Source organism: Variovorax sp. 3319 (assembly GCF_031456585.1).
GTDB lineage: Bacteria > Pseudomonadota > Gammaproteobacteria > Burkholderiales > Burkholderiaceae_C > Variovorax > Variovorax paradoxus_P.
Genome location: NZ_JAVDUZ010000012.1, coordinates 165,939 through 181,664, shown reverse-complemented (window position 1 = coordinate 181,664; position 15,726 = coordinate 165,939). Strand labels below are relative to the sequence as shown.

13 protein-coding genes are annotated in these 15,726 nt (G+C 66.7%); 5 read left to right on the top strand and 8 right to left on the bottom strand.

Annotated elements, in window-relative coordinates; translation table 11 throughout:
* Window positions 1-8 precede the first annotated feature (8 nt).
* From J2X67_RS23305 to cheZ, 5 genes are read left to right on the top strand one after another with little or no spacing between them, the layout of a single operon-like run.
* Window positions 9-830 (top strand): CheR family methyltransferase, encoded by an 822-nt coding sequence (locus J2X67_RS23305; RefSeq protein ID WP_309956938.1) that lies wholly within the window; start codon window positions 9-11, stop codon window positions 828-830.
* Window positions 827-1,465: a chemoreceptor glutamine deamidase CheD gene (gene cheD / locus J2X67_RS23300; RefSeq protein WP_309956936.1), complete on the top strand. Its 639-nt coding sequence runs from the start codon at window positions 827-829 to the stop codon at window positions 1,463-1,465. Before J2X67_RS23305 ends, cheD begins: the two co-directional genes overlap by 4 nt.
* Window positions 1,462-2,541 (top strand): chemotaxis response regulator protein-glutamate methylesterase, encoded by a 1,080-nt coding sequence (locus J2X67_RS23295; protein WP_309956934.1) that lies wholly within the window; start codon window positions 1,462-1,464, stop codon window positions 2,539-2,541. Before cheD ends, J2X67_RS23295 begins: the two co-directional genes overlap by 4 nt.
* Before the next feature lie 30 nt (window positions 2,542-2,571).
* Window positions 2,572-2,967 (top strand): chemotaxis response regulator CheY, encoded by a 396-nt coding sequence (cheY, locus tag J2X67_RS23290; protein ID WP_185868148.1) that lies wholly within the window; start codon window positions 2,572-2,574, stop codon window positions 2,965-2,967.
* Window position 2,968: 1 nt separating this feature from the next.
* Window positions 2,969-3,625 (top strand): protein phosphatase CheZ, encoded by a 657-nt coding sequence (gene cheZ / locus J2X67_RS23285; RefSeq protein WP_281151351.1) that lies wholly within the window; start codon window positions 2,969-2,971, stop codon window positions 3,623-3,625.
* 46 nt (window positions 3,626-3,671) lie between these two features.
* On the opposite strand, the gene J2X67_RS23280 is transcribed toward cheZ, so the two are convergent.
* From J2X67_RS23280 to J2X67_RS23245, 8 genes are all read right to left on the bottom strand, one after another.
* Complete coding sequence (locus J2X67_RS23280; RefSeq protein WP_309956931.1) at window positions 3,672-4,598, bottom strand: CsgG/HfaB family protein; 927 nt, start codon at window positions 4,596-4,598, stop codon at window positions 3,672-3,674.
* Window positions 4,599-4,822: 224 nt separating this feature from the next.
* Window positions 4,823-5,884, bottom strand: a complete 1,062-nt coding sequence (locus J2X67_RS23275) for a MerR family transcriptional regulator (RefSeq protein ID WP_309956929.1) — start codon at window positions 5,882-5,884, stop codon at window positions 4,823-4,825.
* Window positions 5,885-5,944: 60 nt separating this feature from the next.
* Window positions 5,945-6,694: an RNA polymerase sigma factor FliA gene (locus J2X67_RS23270; RefSeq protein ID WP_309956927.1), complete on the bottom strand. Its 750-nt coding sequence runs from the start codon at window positions 6,692-6,694 to the stop codon at window positions 5,945-5,947.
* Window positions 6,651-7,532, bottom strand: coding sequence for a flagellar biosynthesis protein FlhG (locus J2X67_RS23265; RefSeq protein ID WP_309956925.1), 882 nt, complete (start codon window positions 7,530-7,532; stop codon window positions 6,651-6,653). Before J2X67_RS23265 ends, J2X67_RS23270 begins: the two co-directional genes overlap by 44 nt.
* Window positions 7,529-9,934 (bottom strand): flagellar biosynthesis protein FlhF, encoded by a 2,406-nt coding sequence (gene flhF, locus J2X67_RS23260; RefSeq protein ID WP_309956923.1) that lies wholly within the window; start codon window positions 9,932-9,934, stop codon window positions 7,529-7,531. Before flhF ends, J2X67_RS23265 begins: the two co-directional genes overlap by 4 nt.
* Window positions 9,931-12,018 (bottom strand): flagellar biosynthesis protein FlhA, encoded by a 2,088-nt coding sequence (gene flhA, locus J2X67_RS23255; protein ID WP_309956921.1) that lies wholly within the window; start codon window positions 12,016-12,018, stop codon window positions 9,931-9,933. The genes flhF and flhA overlap by 4 nt, the downstream gene beginning before the upstream one ends.
* Window positions 12,015-13,157 (bottom strand): flagellar biosynthesis protein FlhB, encoded by a 1,143-nt coding sequence (gene flhB, locus J2X67_RS23250; protein WP_309956919.1) that lies wholly within the window; start codon window positions 13,155-13,157, stop codon window positions 12,015-12,017. The genes flhA and flhB overlap by 4 nt, the downstream gene beginning before the upstream one ends.
* 134 nt (window positions 13,158-13,291) lie before the next feature.
* Complete coding sequence (locus J2X67_RS23245) at window positions 13,292-15,715, bottom strand: DUF3772 domain-containing protein (RefSeq protein ID WP_409050539.1); 2,424 nt, start codon at window positions 15,713-15,715, stop codon at window positions 13,292-13,294.
* Window positions 15,716-15,726: the final 11 nt, after the last annotated feature.

Below are 15,726 nucleotides of genomic sequence, written 5' to 3'. Positions count from 1 at the left end.
CATTGAGCATGACGTCCGAATTTCTTTTTACCGACAGCGACTTCTCACGGATTCGCACGCTCATCCATCGCCGCGCCGGCATCGCCCTGGGCGAGCACAAGCGGCAGATGGTTTACAGCCGGCTTTCGCGCCGCCTGCGGGACCTGGGGCTGCCCCAGTTCGCCACCTACCTGAACATGCTGGAAGACAGCCGCGACGGCGACGAGTGGCAGCTGTTCATCAATTCGCTCACGACCAACCTGACGTCGTTCTTTCGCGAGGCGCACCACTTTCCGGTGCTTGCGGACCTGGCGCGCAAGGCAACCCAGCCCGTCACGGTGTGGTGCGCGGCCGCATCGACCGGCGAGGAACCCTATTCGATCGCCATCACGCTGATGGAGGCACTCGGCGAGCGTGCAAGCAGCGCCCGGGTGATTGCCACCGATATCGACACCTCGGTGCTGGCCAGGGCCTCGGCGGGCGTGTTCACCATGGAGCAGGTGAACCGGCTCTCTCCGGAGCGCCTGCGGCGCTTCTTCAGCAAAGGCACGGGTGCGAACGCGGGCAAGGTGAGGGTGCGCCCCGAAGTGACCGCCATGGTCAAGTTCTCGCGGCTCAACCTGCTGGACGCTTCGTGGCCCGTGAAGGAGCCCGTGGATGCGATCTTCTGCCGCAACGTGATGATCTACTTCGACAAGCCCACGCAGAAGAAGCTGCTCGATCGCTTCGTGCCGTTGCTCAAGCCGAGCGGCTTGCTGTTTGCAGGGCACTCCGAAAACGCGTCGCTGGTCAACCAGACCTTCAAGACGGTGGGCCAGACGGTGTACACGCTGGGCAAGGCGCGCGCATGAGCCCCAGCCTGCTTCAGGAGCGGGGTTCCAGGCCGCCGGCCGTGCCCGGCTCGGTGGCCACGCACCACTACTTCGACCGCGACTTCGATTGCACCGCGGTCAAGCTGCTGCCGGCGGAGTACTACGTGACCGATGCCAGCCTGTTGCTGACGACGGTGCTGGGCTCCTGTGTGGCGGCCTGCATTACCGACATGGAGGCAGGGGTTGCGGGCATGAACCACTTCATGCTGCCGGACGATGCCGAGGCCGATGCCCGTGACCAGGTCGAGTCGATGCGCTATGGCGCGTATGCCATGGACGTGCTCATTGCCGAGATGCTGCGTGCGGGCGCCAGGCGCGAACGCCTGCGGGCCAAGGTGTTCGGCGGCGCCGCGGTGCTCGCCAACATGACGATGCTGAACATCGGCGGACGCAACGCCGACTTCGTGCTGCGCTACCTCGAGAAGCAGCGCATCACCATTGCCGCGCAAGATTTGCGCGGCCTGCACGCGCGCCGCGTGTGCCTCTTGCCCACGGGCAAGGCTGTGGTGCGCAAGCTGCGCGCCCAAGTCGATATTCAGGCGGTCCAGCACGACGAAGGCGAGCTGCTGCGCAAATGGTCTGCCACGTACGGCAAGGGGAGTTGGGTCGCATGAAGAAGATCAAGGTAGTTTGCGTCGACGATTCGGCGCTGATCCGCAGCGTGATGACGGAGATCATCAACAGCCAGCCCGACATGACGGTGGTCGGCACCGCGGCCGATCCGCTGCAGGCGCGCGACCTCATCAAGGTAACCAACCCCGACGTGCTCACGCTCGACGTCGAGATGCCGCGCATGGACGGGCTGGAGTTTCTCGAAAAGCTCATGCGTCTGCGCCCGATGCCGGTGGTCATGGTGTCGTCGCTGACCGAGCGCGGCTCGGAGATTGCGCTGCGTGCACTGGAGCTGGGCGCCATCGACTTCGTGACCAAGCCGCGGCTGGGCGTGCGCGACGGGCTGATGCAGTACACCGAAATCATCGCGGGCAAGATCCGCACGGCTGCCGCGGCTCGGCTGCTGCCGAGCCGGCACAGCGCCGCGGCAAAGGGCGCGCCCGAGAGCCCGCAGGAGCCGATGCTGCGCAGCCCGCTGCTGAGTACCGAAAAGCTCATCATCATCGGCGCCTCCACTGGCGGAACGGAAGCCATTCGCGAGGTGCTGCTGCCCCTGCCGCCGGACGCGCCGGCCGTGCTCATTGCGCAGCACATGCCGGCCGGCTTCACGCGGTCTTTTGCGCAGCGCCTGAACGGCCTGTGCCGCATTACCGTGAAGGAGGCCGAACATGGCGAGCGCGTGCTGCCGGGCTATGCCTACATTGCGCCCGGCGGCTTTCACCTTTCGCTCAACCGCAGCGGTGCCAACTACGTGGCCCAGCTGAACGAAGAGCCGCCGGTCAATCGCCATCGTCCTTCCATCGACGTGCTCTTCGATTCGGCCGCGCGGCATGCCGGCAAGAACGCGATCGGAATGATCTTGACGGGCATGGGAAAAGACGGGGCCGAGGGGCTGCTGCGCATGAAGCAGGCGGGCGCCTACACCTTCGCGCAGGACGAGGCCAGCTGCGTGGTCTTCGGCATGCCGCGCGAGGCCATTGCATTGGGTGCCGTTGACGACGTGGCGCCGCTGGGCGAGATGGGGCGCCGCGTGCTGGCCCATCTGCGCACCTTCGGCGAACGCGCGAACCGGGTTTGAAAACGAACTGTTGGAGTTGGAAAAATCGTGATCGATAAGAGCATCAAAATTTTGGTTGTGGACGACTTCCCGACCATGCGCCGCATCGTGCGCAACCTGTTGAAGGAACTCGAGTTCCTGAACGTCGACGAGGCCGAGGACGGCGCTGCCGGCATCGAGAAGCTGCGCGGCGGAAACTTCGGCTTTGTGGTGTCGGACTGGAACATGCCCAACATGGACGGCCTGACCATGCTGCAGACCATCCGCGCCGACCCCGAGCTCGGCAAGCTGCCGGTGCTCATGGTCACGGCCGAGGCCAAGAAGGAAAACATCATTGCGGCGGCGCAGGCCGGTGCCAACGGCTATGTGGTCAAGCCCTTCACGGCGGCCACGCTCGAAGAGAAGATCAACAAGATCTTCGAGAAGCTCCAGAAAGAGGCGGCCTGAAATGACACACGCTGCGCTCGAACCCGCGGAGCACGGGAACACGGCCGAAGAGTTGCTCGGGCGCATCGGGCAGCTGACCCGGCAATTGCGCGAAGGCCTGCGCGAGCTGGGGCTCGACAAGCAGGTGGCCAAGGCCGCGCAAGCCATTCCGGACGCGCGCGACCGGCTGGGCTACATCGCATCGATGACCGAGCGGGCGGCGCACCGCGCGCTCAACGCCATCGACCTTGCGCAGCCGCTGCAGGAAGACCTTGCAAGCAATGCCAAGGGGCTGAGCAAGCGCTGGGACGAATGGTTTGCGCACCCGGTCGAACTGGACCACGCGCGCCAGCTGGTCATGGACACGCGCGGCTACCTTCAGGAAGTGCCGCAGAAGGCCGGCGCCATCAACACGCAGCTGATCGAAATCCTGATGGCGCAAGACTTCCAGGACCTGACCGGCCAGGTCATCAAGAAGATGATGGAAGTGGTCAACGACGTGGAGACGCAACTGCTCCAGGTGCTGATCGACAACTCGCACATCGAAAAGCACCTTGAAAAGCGCCACGAGGCGGAAGCCAACAGCCTGCAGAACGGCCCGCAGGTGGTGGCCGGCAACCCGGATGCGGTGACCGGCCAAGCCCAGGTGGACGACCTGCTGGAGAGCCTGGGGTTCTAAAGGCTTGCCACGGACCCCGAAACCAGGGCAGTTCGAAGGCCGCGGCCTACTTTCTCCTGCGATTTGACGCAGATGGCGCCGAAGTCGACGAAGGCGCCGCTGCGCCATCCACGCCCAGGCGCCCGCCGCCGCCGAGCCCCTGGCCGCGAACCGTCTGCGCCTTGTAGTTGCGCAGCGAGCGAACCATCTGGTTGAAGGAGTCCATGAACGCAGCGGCAATCACCTTGCCCTGCGGAGTGCGCGTGTAGCCGCCGACGCCCCCTGCTGCGGAGACGCCGCTCAGACCGGCGAAGCCCGCGAAGTCGGTCTTGGAAGCGCTGCCTTCGGCCGCCGCCACCTGCACGCCCGAGCGGTTGTCGATAAGGGTCAACAGCGCGCTGGCTTCCTTGGTTTGCAAGCTCGCGCCCAGCTTGGCGATGGCGAGGCCTCGTCCGCCGCCCACCAATCCGCCCAGCGCACCGCCAAGGCCACCCGCGTCGTTGTTGCTGAACACGATCTCGGGCGAAAGGCCATAGTCGGAGGCCACCATCTGGCCGCGTCCGAAGTTGCTGCCGCCGCGCATTTCGCCCGACTGCATCAGCGCGCGTTCACGGTTCATGGCGTTCATGCCGGCCGCGCCGCGCTCGACCACCACGAAGCAGTTCGATTGCTGCACCAGCAGGCGCAGCAGGTTGGCCGTGGGGGGCAGGCGGTATTCACCGGTAAGGATGGTGTACCAGCCGGAGTTGACGTTCTCGATGAGAGAGACGGTGCCAAGCGGCGACTCGCAGCGCTCGAGCTGGCTGCTTTCGCCGGCGGTTGCCGAACCGGCGGCGCTGCCGGTAGCCACCGTCTTGGCGGATGGGCTGCCCATCTGCATGTCGAGAGCGGGCATGTTCTGGCAGCCCGCCAGAGCCATGAGCGCCGCCGCCGCCGTGGCCATGGCCGATCTTGAAAACGCGAGCCGGCGTGGCTTGCCCCTGGACTTCTTCATTCGATCCTCCCCGTTTGTTGCGAAAGGGCCGAGATCAGGCCCCGCGCAAATTTAGGGGGAAGGAACGATTGGCCCCAGTGTCTAAAGTCACTTTGTTGCACGGACGCCAACGCTTGCGGGGGGCATTGCAAGTGAGCTGGCGATCAAGCTCCAAGTCAGTTCAGGCGTTCCCAAGACCCGCGGTTGAGGTTGCACTAGCTGACCAACTCTCTGCGCTGCTGCGTTCACTGGGTGCCTTCGGGTTTGTTCATGAGGGGCGGTGTGCCGTCGAGCTGCGCAATGGCTTGCCCGACGTAGGCCGCCAGCGCCTCGTCGATGCCCGAGCCGGCTCGCAGCGCCGCGTCTTGTCGAAACGCCTGCTGCAGCTTTGCATGCAGTGCCGCGTCACCGCCGGCCTTGGCGAGCGACAGCGCCTGCCAGCGCAACGCCAGCGCGCGCATGGCCTGCTCCTGGGGCGGGGCGTTGGCCATCATCTGTTGCCGGACTTCCGCGATGAGCGGCGGCCACGCATCGGTCTGCGCAACGTAGTGCCGGCGCAGCGTGGCCATGTCTTTCTTGCTGCAGTAGGGCGCATAGAGCTGCAGGCGCGCAAACGCCATGGCATGCGAGATGTACCGGATGCTCGCGCGGTCGACCCCGGTGAGCGCATGCAGCGACGGCTCATTCCAGTGCATGGCGTAGAGCTTCATCAGCAGGCCCTCGTCGCCGCCGGCTTCTTCGAGCAGCAGCGCAATCCAGCGCTGCGCCAGTGCCTGAGCTTGCGGGCTCTCGGGCGGCGTGCCGGCGGCCACAAGGCCGTGCAGCAACTCCGACAGTTTTGCGCGAGAGGGGGCTGCTGCCTCGGCGGCGCCGCGATGCGCCTCGAGCGTGCGCTGCTCGTCGTCGCTGAAATACCTGGTGCCCGCCACCATGCTCTCGAGCGCAAGCAGCCAGTCGTCGATGGCGGGCTCCTCGTCGGCCTGCAACTGGCCCTGCACCGCCAGCAGGTGGGTGCGCAGCGCCGATGCCTGGACGATTTCGCGATCGAGTTGCGCCACCTGCCGGGCGACGACCTCCGAAAGCCCACCGGCGTCGTTGTCGAGAAGGGCTTGTATGTCTGCAAGCGGCAGGTCGAGACGCCTTAGCGCCTGGATGCGATAGAGCCGGGCGACGTCCTTGCGGCCGTACAGGCGGTAGCCCCCGCTGGACCTTTCGGATGGCACCAGCAGTGCGATGTCATCGTAATGGCGCAATGCGCGAACCGTCAGCCCGGTGCGCCGGGCGAGTTCGCCGATCTTCAAGAACATGCCTTCCCCCTCAAGTTGAGGGCATCGTAGACCCTGCCGTCACGAGAGGGTCAAGGGGCGTCAGAGCAAATCCTTCAGCTTGGCGCGCAGGCGGGCGATGGCCTGGCTGTGCAGTTGGCACACGCGCGACTGGGTCACTTCCAGGATGGCGCCGATCTCGCGCAGGTTCAGTTCTTCTTCGTAGTACAGGTTCAGCAGCAGCTGGTCGCGCTCGGGCAGGGCGGCGATGGCGTCGACCAGCTCATGGCGAAAACCTGCTTCGAGCAGCTGTGCCAGCGGGTCGTCGTCGGCTGCGGGGCGGGCGCCGCGCGCCTGTCGGTCGAGCCAGGGGTTGTCCGATTCGCCTTCTTGCGCAAAGTCTTCGACGTAGAGCAGCTGGCAACCCTGGATCTCCTGGAGCAGCGACTGGTAGTCGTCCAGGTCCATCTTCAGCTCCTTGGCAATCTCCCCTTCGGTGGCGGGCCGGCCCAGCCGGTGTTCCAGCGTCTGGATTGCCTGCTCGACCTTGCGGGCCTGCTGGCGAAGGTTGCGCGAACCCCAGTCGCTGGCGCGCAGTTCGTCGAGCATGGCCCCGCGAATGCGCTGGCTTGCAAAGGTTTCGAACTGGGCGCCGCGGTTGTCCTGGTAGCGGGTGGAAGCGTCCAGCAGCCCGATCATGCCGGCCTGTATCAGGTCGTCGAGTTCGACGCTGGCGGGTAGCTTGGCCAGCATCTGGAGCGCCATGCGGCGCACCATGGGCTGGTGTTGCTTCAGCAGAGAAGATTTCTCAATGTTGCCCTGGGCGGTATACACAGCCTTCCCCTTCCTCATGTGCTAGTTGCGGCGCCAGTGCCTCGGGCCGCCACGGCGCCGGTTCCGCGTTTCGCGCGCGAGCCACGGGGCGCCACGGCCACTGCGCAACGTCGGCGCCAATAACGCGAAAGTCCACCGCCGCCGGGCTGGCCGGAAACGCCTCGACGACGGTCCGGCGCAGGCGCCTCGCATCGTTCAGGTGCGGATCGGCACGCACCCAGCCGGCGGCATGCATCGAGATCGCCAGGTAGCGGTTGCCGGTGTCGATCAGGTTGGCCATGAGCCGCCGGGCCGCATCGGGATCGGCAACGCCGTTGACCAGCAGCCGAAGCTGATGCAGCGCGTGCGCGTAGTGCAGCCGCTTGATGCCCGAGTAGGTGGCGGTGATAGACGCGGGGTTGGGCTGCAGCACCACCACCAGGTCGTCCGCCAGCCGCGCGAGTGGCGACAAGTGGCCGGCGCCGTCGAGTGCGGCGTCGATCAGCACCACGTCGCCGTCCCAGAAAAGGCGCGGGTCGACATGGGCGGGCTGGGCGCCCGGGAGCGCCGGCAGCACATTGACGCCGCATTCGGTGCGAGCGGCGGCGCCTTCGCAGGTGAGCCGCCTGGTGGCGACGTCGGCCAGCGTTCCGAGCGGATCGACGGCCCACGCGCCACGGGTTGAATTGGCGCTGGCCTTGTGCTCGTCCAGCAGCAGCACGTCCTTGCCCATGTGGGCCAGGGCCGCGCCCAGGTTCATCGCTGCCGTGGTAGCGCCCTGGCGGCGTTCCATGCCCGCGATGGCAATGAGCCGCACGGACGACTGCGCGAGCAGCCGCCGCAGTCCGTCGGCTTGATCCGGCACCAGCTTGCTCACGTGTCCAGCGCCTCCAGCAGGAAGAACAGCTTGCCCATGCCTGCATACAACACGTTGCCCGAGAGCGGACGTCCGGGGCGCACCGGCCGGCCGGTCAGCTGGCCGAGCAGCGCGCGTGTGCGAGCGGCCCAGTCGCCGTCGGCCTGCAGCAGCCGCCACACGGTGGTGGTGACCTGGCCCGCGATGAGCAGGCGCTTCATCATGTGCGGATCGCCCGCTTCGCCGAGCCCGCCGATGACCGAGAGGCCCTGGCGCAGCAGGCGGAAGCAGGGCTCCGCCTCTGCGGCCCAGGCCTGCCATTGCGCGAGCTGCCGCACCGGAACCTCGTGGCCGACGTTGGACAGCGCATAGGTCTGCGCCAGCACCTTGCGGCTGCGCGGATCGGCGATGCGGGTGACGACGCAGCGAAGGCCGGGCGGGCCGCCGTCGGTACGCAGCGTGATGCTGGCCTGCGCTTCTGCTTGCAGTGCGGGGCGGCCCTTGAAAGTCACGGGCCGCTCTTCGCCGAACGAGAAGTCCAGGCCGGTAAGGGTGGCGTATTCGCCGGTGCGCGGATCGATCACCGCGGTGGAGCCGGGTGCGCGCGCGAGCCATTGCTGGCGTTGCACTTTCCATTGCAGCATGAGCTCGGCCGCGGGCAGCCGCGACAGCACGTGCACGACGGTCTTGCCGAAGTCCTGCTGGCGCAGCCACTGCACCTGCCGCACGCCGGGCCTGCGCGCCGGATCGGCCGGGTTGCGGGCCGTGCCCGTGGAAAGCCACTGGTTGGGCGCGACAAGGGGCATGCCGGTGCGGTCCGACAGCAGCAGGCTGCCATGGCATTGATAGGCGTCGCCGCCTTCGTCGGACTTGAGTCCGACCTGGCTCGACAGCGCAAGCAGATGGGTGTCGCAGCCGGTGGCGATGTCGCTGGTGGCGTTCATCATCAGCGCCTGCAGCACCGCCTTGTGGCCGACGTTTTCGTCGGCGGCCTGGCGCCAGAGCGCGCGCGATTGCTCGAAGCCGAGCGGAGCGTTGGCGAGGGCGGCTGCGGCTGCGGCCACTTCCTGCGCGTCGTGCGCCATGGCGCGAATCAACTGGCGGTAGCGAAGCCGCTGCCGTTCGGCCTCGGCTTGCGCGGCGGACGCATCGGCGTTTGCGGCAGATCCGTCCTGCATGTCGCTTTCGCCGGGCACGAAGAGCGCGCTGCGGCTGTTGGCCTGGAACACGCTGTCCACCAGCTGTGCGCGGTCGGCGCGCATCAGGTTCTCGGGCACCTTCTGTCCGCTGGACACGTAGTGCACCGGCAGGCGGTGGCGAATCACGGTGTCGATCAGTGCGCCGGGGTGCGTTGCCTCGTCGACCTTGGTGAAGATGCAGCCGGCCAGTTCGTTGCCGCCGCCGTGCCGGTAGGCGTGCACCACTTCGTTGAGTGTGTCGCCGTGGCTTGCGGCGTTGAGCAGCAGCAGCCGCTTCACTGGCCGCTGGCTGTTGCAGAACATTGCGATCTGGTCGGAAACGGCGCGGTCGCGCTGGCTCATGCCGACCGTGTCGATGAGCACCATGTGCTTTTCGCGCAGGTCTTGCAGCACCAGGTGCAGGTCGGCTGCATCCTTTACCGCGTACACCGGCACGTTGAGGATCTGGCCGTAGATGCGCAGTTGCTCGTAGGCGCCGATGCGGTAGCTGTCGGTGGTAACCAGTGCGAGCTTCTCGGCGCCGAAGCGCATGACGCAGCGTGCTGCAAGCTTGGCCGTGGTCGTGGTCTTGCCCACGCCGGTGGGGCCCATCAGCGCATACACACCGCCTTGCGCGAGCAGGGCGTCTTCGTCTTCATGCACCGGAAGGGTCCGGATGAGTTCGGAGCGCACGAAAGCCATGCCCTGGGCGTAGCTCTGGCCGGTGGGCAGGTGCTCCAGCATGGCCTTGGAAAGGCGTGCGCTGAAACCGGCGCCGAGCAGCGTGCGCAGCAGGCGGCCACGCATCGGGTCGCGCCGCTGCTTGTCGTTCCAGACCACGCCGGCGAGCTGTTCTTCGATCATGCAGCGCATGGAGTGCAGCTCTCCGAGCACGCTCTCGGCCGCAAGAGGGGCGGGCGCTGGCGCAGGGGCGGGCGCCGGAGTGAGCATGAAGGGGGACGCGGGTGCGACTGCAGGTGCAGCAAAAGTAGCTGCTGCGGGGGCTGCTGCAAGAGCGGGAGCGGGCATGGGTTGCGCAGCGGCCTGCGCCGAAGGTGCGCTTGCACGCACTTCTTCCACTTCGTCCGGCGCCATGGCGACGATCTCGACGCCTTCGGCAACCACGCGATTGGTCAGCACCATCGCTTCGGCGCCGAGTGCTTCGCGCGCGAGGCGCAGGGCTTCCCGGCTGGTGGGGGCGACGAACTTGCGTGCGCTGGTCCGCACGTCGGTCTGGGTGTTCAAACTCTTCCTCCAATGGTGGCGGTGATCTTGATGTTGCGGGTGTCAGGTATCTCGGCATGCGAGAGAACCTTGAGTTGACGGAAGCTGCGGCGCAAGAAGCGCGAGAGCAGGACGCGCAGCGAATGCTGGACGACCAGCACCGGCGCAAGGCCCATCTGCTCCTGGCGCGCAATTGCGGCGCGGGTCTGCTGCATCAGGCTGTTGGCAAGGCCAGGCTCGATGCCGTTGTTGTTGGCGAGCGCCTGCTGCAGCACGTTGTCGAGCGCGCCGTCCAGGCCGATGACCTGCAGTTCGGAATCGCCCGGGAACAGCTGTTGCGTGATGGCACGGCCAAGCGCCAGGCGCGTGAGCGAGGTGAGCTCGGCCGCGTCCTTCACGGTGGGCGCGTGCTCGGCCATCACATCGAGAATGGTGCGCATGTCGCGGATCGGCACCTCTTCGTCGAGCAGGTTCTGCAGCACCTTGTGCAGCGTGCTCAGAGAGATGACCTTGGGCACCAGGTCTTCGGTGAGCTTGGGTGCGGTCTTGCCGATCTGGTCGAGCAGTTGCTGCACTTCCTGGCGGCCCAGCAGCTCGGCTGCGTGGGTCTGGATGAGGTGGTTCAGGTGCGTGGCCATCACGGTGCAGGCATCGACCACCGTGTAGCCGAGCACCTGCGCCTCCTGGCGAAGGCTGGCGTCGATCCATACCGCGGGCAAATGAAAGGCCGGGTCTTGCGTCGGCGTGCCGGGCAGGGTGCCGGTCACCTGGCCGGGGTTGATGGCCATCCACTGGTTGGGGAAGGCTTCGCCGCGGCCGATCTCGACACCCTTCAGGCTGATGACGTAGGTGTTGGGCGCAATCTCGAGGTTGTCGCGAATGTGCACCACCGGCGCCAGGAAGCCGATCTCCTGCGCGGTCTTCTTGCGGATGCTCTTGATGCGGCCCAGCAGTTCGCCGTTCTGGGTCTGGTCGACCAGCGGGATCAGGCGGTAGCCGACTTCCATGCCGAGCGGATCGACCAGCGCCACGTCGTCCCAGGTTGCCTCGGGTGCTTCCACAACCGGTGCGGCTGCGGCCTGCGCAGCGGCGGCTTGCTCGGCCGCAACTTGCGGAGCGCGCTTGAGAATGCGCCGGCCCAGCCACACCAGGCTGCCTGCGATCAGCAGGAACGCCAGGTTGGGCATGCCCGGGATCATGCCCATCAGGCCGATGATGCCGGCCGTGAGAAAGAGCACCTGCGGGTTGGAGAACAGCTGGCCGGTGAGTTGGCTGCCCACGTCTTCGTCGGTGGTGACGCGCGACACGATGACACCGGCTGCGGTGGAGATCACCAGCGCCGGAATCTGCGCCACGAGGCCGTCGCCGATGGCCAGCAGCGTGTAGGTCTTGCCGGCGCTGCTGAAGTCGAGCCCGTGCTGCACCATGCCGACCACCAGGCCGCCGATGATGTTGATCACCATGATCAGAAGGCCGGCCACCGCGTCGCCGCGCACGAACTTGCTGGCACCGTCCATCGAGCCGTAGAAGTCGGCTTCCTGCGCGACTTCCTGGCGGCGCTTGCGTGCCACGTCTTCGCCGATCAGGCCGGCGTTCAGGTCGGCGTCGATGGCCATCTGCTTGCCGGGCATGGCGTCGAGCATGAAGCGCGCGCCCACCTCGGCAATGCGCCCGGCACCCTTGGTGATGACCATGAAATTGATGAGCACCAGGATGATGAACACCATCACGCCGACTGCAAAGTTGCCGCCCACCAGGAAGTGGCCGAAGGCCTCGATCACCTTGCCCGCCGCATCCGGCCCGGTGTGACCGTGTATCAGCACCACGCGGGTGGAGGCCACGTTGAGCGACAGCCGCAGCAGCGTGGAGAACAGCAGCACGGCGGGAAAGGCCGCAAAGTCGAGCGCCTTCATGGTGTACATGCTCACCAGCAGCACCATCACCGACATTGCGATGTTGAAGGTGAACAGCAGGTCGAGCAGGAAAGCCGGCAAGGGCAGCACCATCATGCTCAGGATGAGCACGATCAGCACCGGGCCGGCAAGGCCCTTCCATTGGGCTCCGGAGAACAGTTGCGCCTGCAGGCGGGTCAGCGTGGCGTTCATGCGGCGTCCAGCGAGTATTCGAGCGATTCGGGAATGGGCAGGTCGACAGGCGTGCGCGGCGCTTCGCCGCCTTCGCTCTTCCAGCGCTTGAGCTGGTAGACCCAGGCCAGCACCTCGGCCACCGCCGTGTACAGGCCGGCCGGGATTTCGTCGCCCAGCCGGGTGTGCTTGAACAGCGCGCGCGTGAGCGGCGGCGCTTCGAGAATGGCGACGTTGTTCTCGCGCGCAATCTCGCGGATGCGCGCGGCAATGAGGTCGCTTCCCTTGGCCACGACGCGCGGCGCGCGCATGTCATGGTCCACGTACTTGAGGGCCACCGCAAAGTGCGTGGGGTTGGTCACCACGATGTCGGCCTTGGGTACCTCGGCCATCATCCGGCGGCGCGCCATCTGTTGTTGCTGGCGGCGAATCTGCGCCTTGATGTGCGGGTCGCCCTCGCTCTCCTTGTGCTCCTGGCGCAGGTCTTCGCGCGACATGCGCAGCTTGCGGTAGTAGCTCCAGAGCTGGTAGGGAACGTCGATGAGGGCCACCAGCAGCAGTGCGGAAGCAATCAGCGCGCAGTTGCGCGCCACCAGCGCAATCATCTGCGGCAGCGCGGCGCGCTCCGACTGCGCCATGAGCGCATTGACCTCGTCGATGTTGCCCATGATCACCAGCCAGGCCACCCAGCCGATCAGCAGCGACTTGGCCAGCGCCTTGATCAGCTCCGACAGCGCCTGGGTCGAGAACATGCGGCCGATGCCGGCAATCGGGTCGAGCTTGCTGAACTTGGGGCCGATCGCCTTCGTCGAAAAAAGCCAGCCGCCGAGCATCATGGGGGCGACCACCGCGGCAACAATCATCATTCCGAACAGCGGCGCCAGCGCGATCAGCGCCTCATAGGCCATGAGCCCGGCGCGCGCCATCATGTAGGTGGGGTCGAATGCGGCAGAGCGGTCGAAGTGCATGCCCTGCGCCAGCGCGCCGCGCAAGGTGCCGCCGAGCGAACCCGCCGTGAGCCACAGGCCGGCAACCGCCGTGGCCAGCATCACGAAGGTGACAAGCTCCCGCGATCGGGCAACGTCCCCTTCCTCGCGCGCCTTTTCAAGGCGCTGCGGTGAGGCGGGTTCCGTTTTTTCGAGGTCGCTTTCTTCAGCCATTCATGCTCCGGGCGAGCCTTGGCGAGAGATCGCCTGCTCATGGCTGTAGATTGTTCGTTTTCAGGGCTCCGGACAATTGATCGATCAGGACGGGCATTTGCCCGCTGCTTGGGTGATCGGTATGTAACAGGCAGCTAGGCCGCGGTTGGCGCGGTGCCGCCTGCAGGGGCAACCGGCGGCGGCACGGCCGCATAGGGCACCAGCTCTATCCGTTCCGTGCGCAGGCGCTCCAGAATGGTGAACAGCAGGTCGCTGCGCACGCTGCCCGCCAGGCGCGGGCTGGGCACATAGGCAATGGCCTGGAAGATGAGCAGGCCGCCCTCTATGCCTTCGAGCGTGAGCGAAGGCGCGGGGGTTTCCAGCACGCCCTCGTGGGCGCGGCATGCTTCCAGGATGAGTTCTCGAACGCGGTTGGCGTCGGTGGTCATCGGCATCGGCAGGCGAATGAGCACCCGGCCCTCCGCATTGGCCAGCGTCATGTTGCGCACGGTCTTGGTGATGAACTCGGAGTTGGGCACGATCAGCGTGGAGCGGTCGCCAAGCTGGATTTCCGTCGCTCGCACGTTGATGCGGCGCACGTCGCCCTCGGTGGTACCCAGCACCACCCAGTCGCCCACCTTCACCGGCTGCTCGGCCAGCAGGATGAGGCCCGAGATGAAGTTCTGCACGATGGCCTGCAGGCCGAAGCCAATGCCCACCGACAGCGCGCTGGCCACCCACGCGATGCGCTCGATGCCAATGCCCAGCGCCGAGAGCGAGAACGCGATCACCAGGATGCCGCCGACGTAGCCCAGCAGCGTGGTGATCGAGCTTTGCATGCCCGGCTCGAACTGGGTGCTGGGCAGGTAGCTGCGCGCCAGCCACCGCTTGAACACCCGCAGCACGATGAAGCCCACCAGCGCCACGGCAATGGCGCTGAAGATGGCGCCGGGCACCAGCTGGAACTCGCCCACCTTCACACCGGTGCCGAACTTGCCGCTGCGCTGGAACACTTCGCCCGGCCCGGTGCCCAATGGCGCCGCAAGCGCGATCAGCATGTAGAAGAACAGCGCCACGCGGCTCAGGCCGGAGAGCACGGTGGCCACCTGGTCGAGCGTTTGCGGCGCAAGGCCGAAGCTTTTTTGCAGGCGCTGGCCGAAGGTACTGCGCGACGACACGCCGGCCATGAAAACATCGTCGGCAAACTTGAACAGCACATAAAACGCGGCTGCGACGATGCCGCTCCACGTGAGCTGCGAAGCCAGGAAGCTCGCAAGTGCCACGTAGCCCACGGCCACCAGCACCCAGATGGCGACGATGAGCACGCCGATGCATGCCACGAGCAGCCCCACCCACATGGGCCGCTCGGGCAGCCCGGCCTCGGGCGCGTCGGCGCGCAGCGCCTTCAATCGATAGAGCACCGCGCCGACCAGCGCCGTAAGGACCAGTGCAGTGAGCACATGCGTGGCCACCACGGCCGCAAAGCTCGCATTCACCAGCTGGTTGATTTCTGCGGGTGTCCAGGCCAGGGCCGCCACCAGGGCAACCAGCCACGGCAGCGCAGCCAGGCGCGTTGCCATCGCGTCGGGGATGGGCGGCAGCCGCCAGCTGGGGCGCGCGGTGGCCAGCAGCGCACGGCCCAGCCCGATCACGAAGGCCATGAACACCAGCGCCTGCGCCATCGACCGCATGGCCTTGCGTGCCTGCGGCTGCCAGGTGGCGTATTGCTCAAGCACCCACACAAAGCCGTGCGCCGCCACGGCAACAAGCACCACATGGCTTGCCACGATGGCAATGACGAGCAGCGAGCGCCGGAGCCGTCCCGCCGGCAGCAGCCGCGCGGCGATGCGTGTGAGCAGGTGCTCGGCCACCCAGTTGCCGAGTATGGCGAGCAGCACCGCCATTACCAGGGCCCCGAGCACCGCCGTTCGGGAGCCCTGCTGCAGGGCCTGCGCAAGTCCGTCTTGAAGGCCGTCCGCAAGCGCGCTCAGGCGTTCGAGATCGCTGGGCCATGCCTCCTGAAGGTCGCGCCAGAACTCGCCTCCAAGCGGCGAGGGCGCGCGCTCGGTGATCTGCGCCTCGAAAAGCGCGCGTCGCTGGGTGAGCAGCTCGGCGCCGCGCTGCCGCACGTCGATGGCCAGCAGGCGTGCGAGCCTGATGTCCGCATCGAGCGCGTTGCGTTCCTTGGTGAGGCGGGCACGCTGCCGCGTGATGTCGGGGTCTTCCGTCGCGCCCGCGGCCGGCGGGTTGCCAAGCTCGCCGAGCCGCGCGTTCAGGTCGGCCAACTCGCCGGTACGCGCGGTAACGAACTTGTCGGCCTGGGTGCCGATCTCGCTGATTTGCGCGACGAGCTTGCGCACGTCGGCGTCGGAGTCGGTGCCGGAATTGGCCGAGGCGGTGATCCTGGAGAGCTGCTCGCGCAGTTCGGCCACGGTGGGTTCGGGCGCAAGCGCCGCGGCTGCGGCGGCGCTGTTGGCGCCGGTGCCGGCGTCTGGCTGCGCCACCGCGGCACTGCAAGACAGCAGGGCCGCCAGCCAAAAGGCCATCAGGCGTGGGATAAAACTCATGGCTGCCATCATAGAAGGCGCCA

Coding starts and splice junctions, on each gene's coding strand:
- J2X67_RS23305 (WP_309956938.1), top strand. CDS start 9: ATGACGTCCGAATTTCTTTTTACCGACAGCGACTTCTCACGGATTCGC.
- cheD (WP_309956936.1), top strand. CDS start 827: ATGAGCCCCAGCCTGCTTCAGGAGCGGGGTTCCAGGCCGCCGGCCGTG.
- J2X67_RS23295 (WP_309956934.1), top strand. CDS start 1,462: ATGAAGAAGATCAAGGTAGTTTGCGTCGACGATTCGGCGCTGATCCGC.
- cheZ (WP_281151351.1), top strand. CDS start 2,969: ATGACACACGCTGCGCTCGAACCCGCGGAGCACGGGAACACGGCCGAA.
- J2X67_RS23280 (WP_309956931.1), bottom strand. CDS start 4,598: ATGAAGAAGTCCAGGGGCAAGCCACGCCGGCTCGCGTTTTCAAGATCG.
- J2X67_RS23275 (WP_309956929.1), bottom strand. CDS start 5,884: ATGTTCTTGAAGATCGGCGAACTCGCCCGGCGCACCGGGCTGACGGTT.
- J2X67_RS23270 (WP_309956927.1), bottom strand. CDS start 6,694: ATGAGGAAGGGGAAGGCTGTGTATACCGCCCAGGGCAACATTGAGAAA.
- flhA (WP_309956921.1), bottom strand. CDS start 12,018: ATGAACGCCACGCTGACCCGCCTGCAGGCGCAACTGTTCTCCGGAGCC.
- flhB (WP_309956919.1), bottom strand. CDS start 13,157: ATGGCTGAAGAAAGCGACCTCGAAAAAACGGAACCCGCCTCACCGCAG.
- J2X67_RS23245 (WP_409050539.1), bottom strand. CDS start 15,715: ATGATGGCAGCCATGAGTTTTATCCCACGCCTGATGGCCTTTTGGCTG.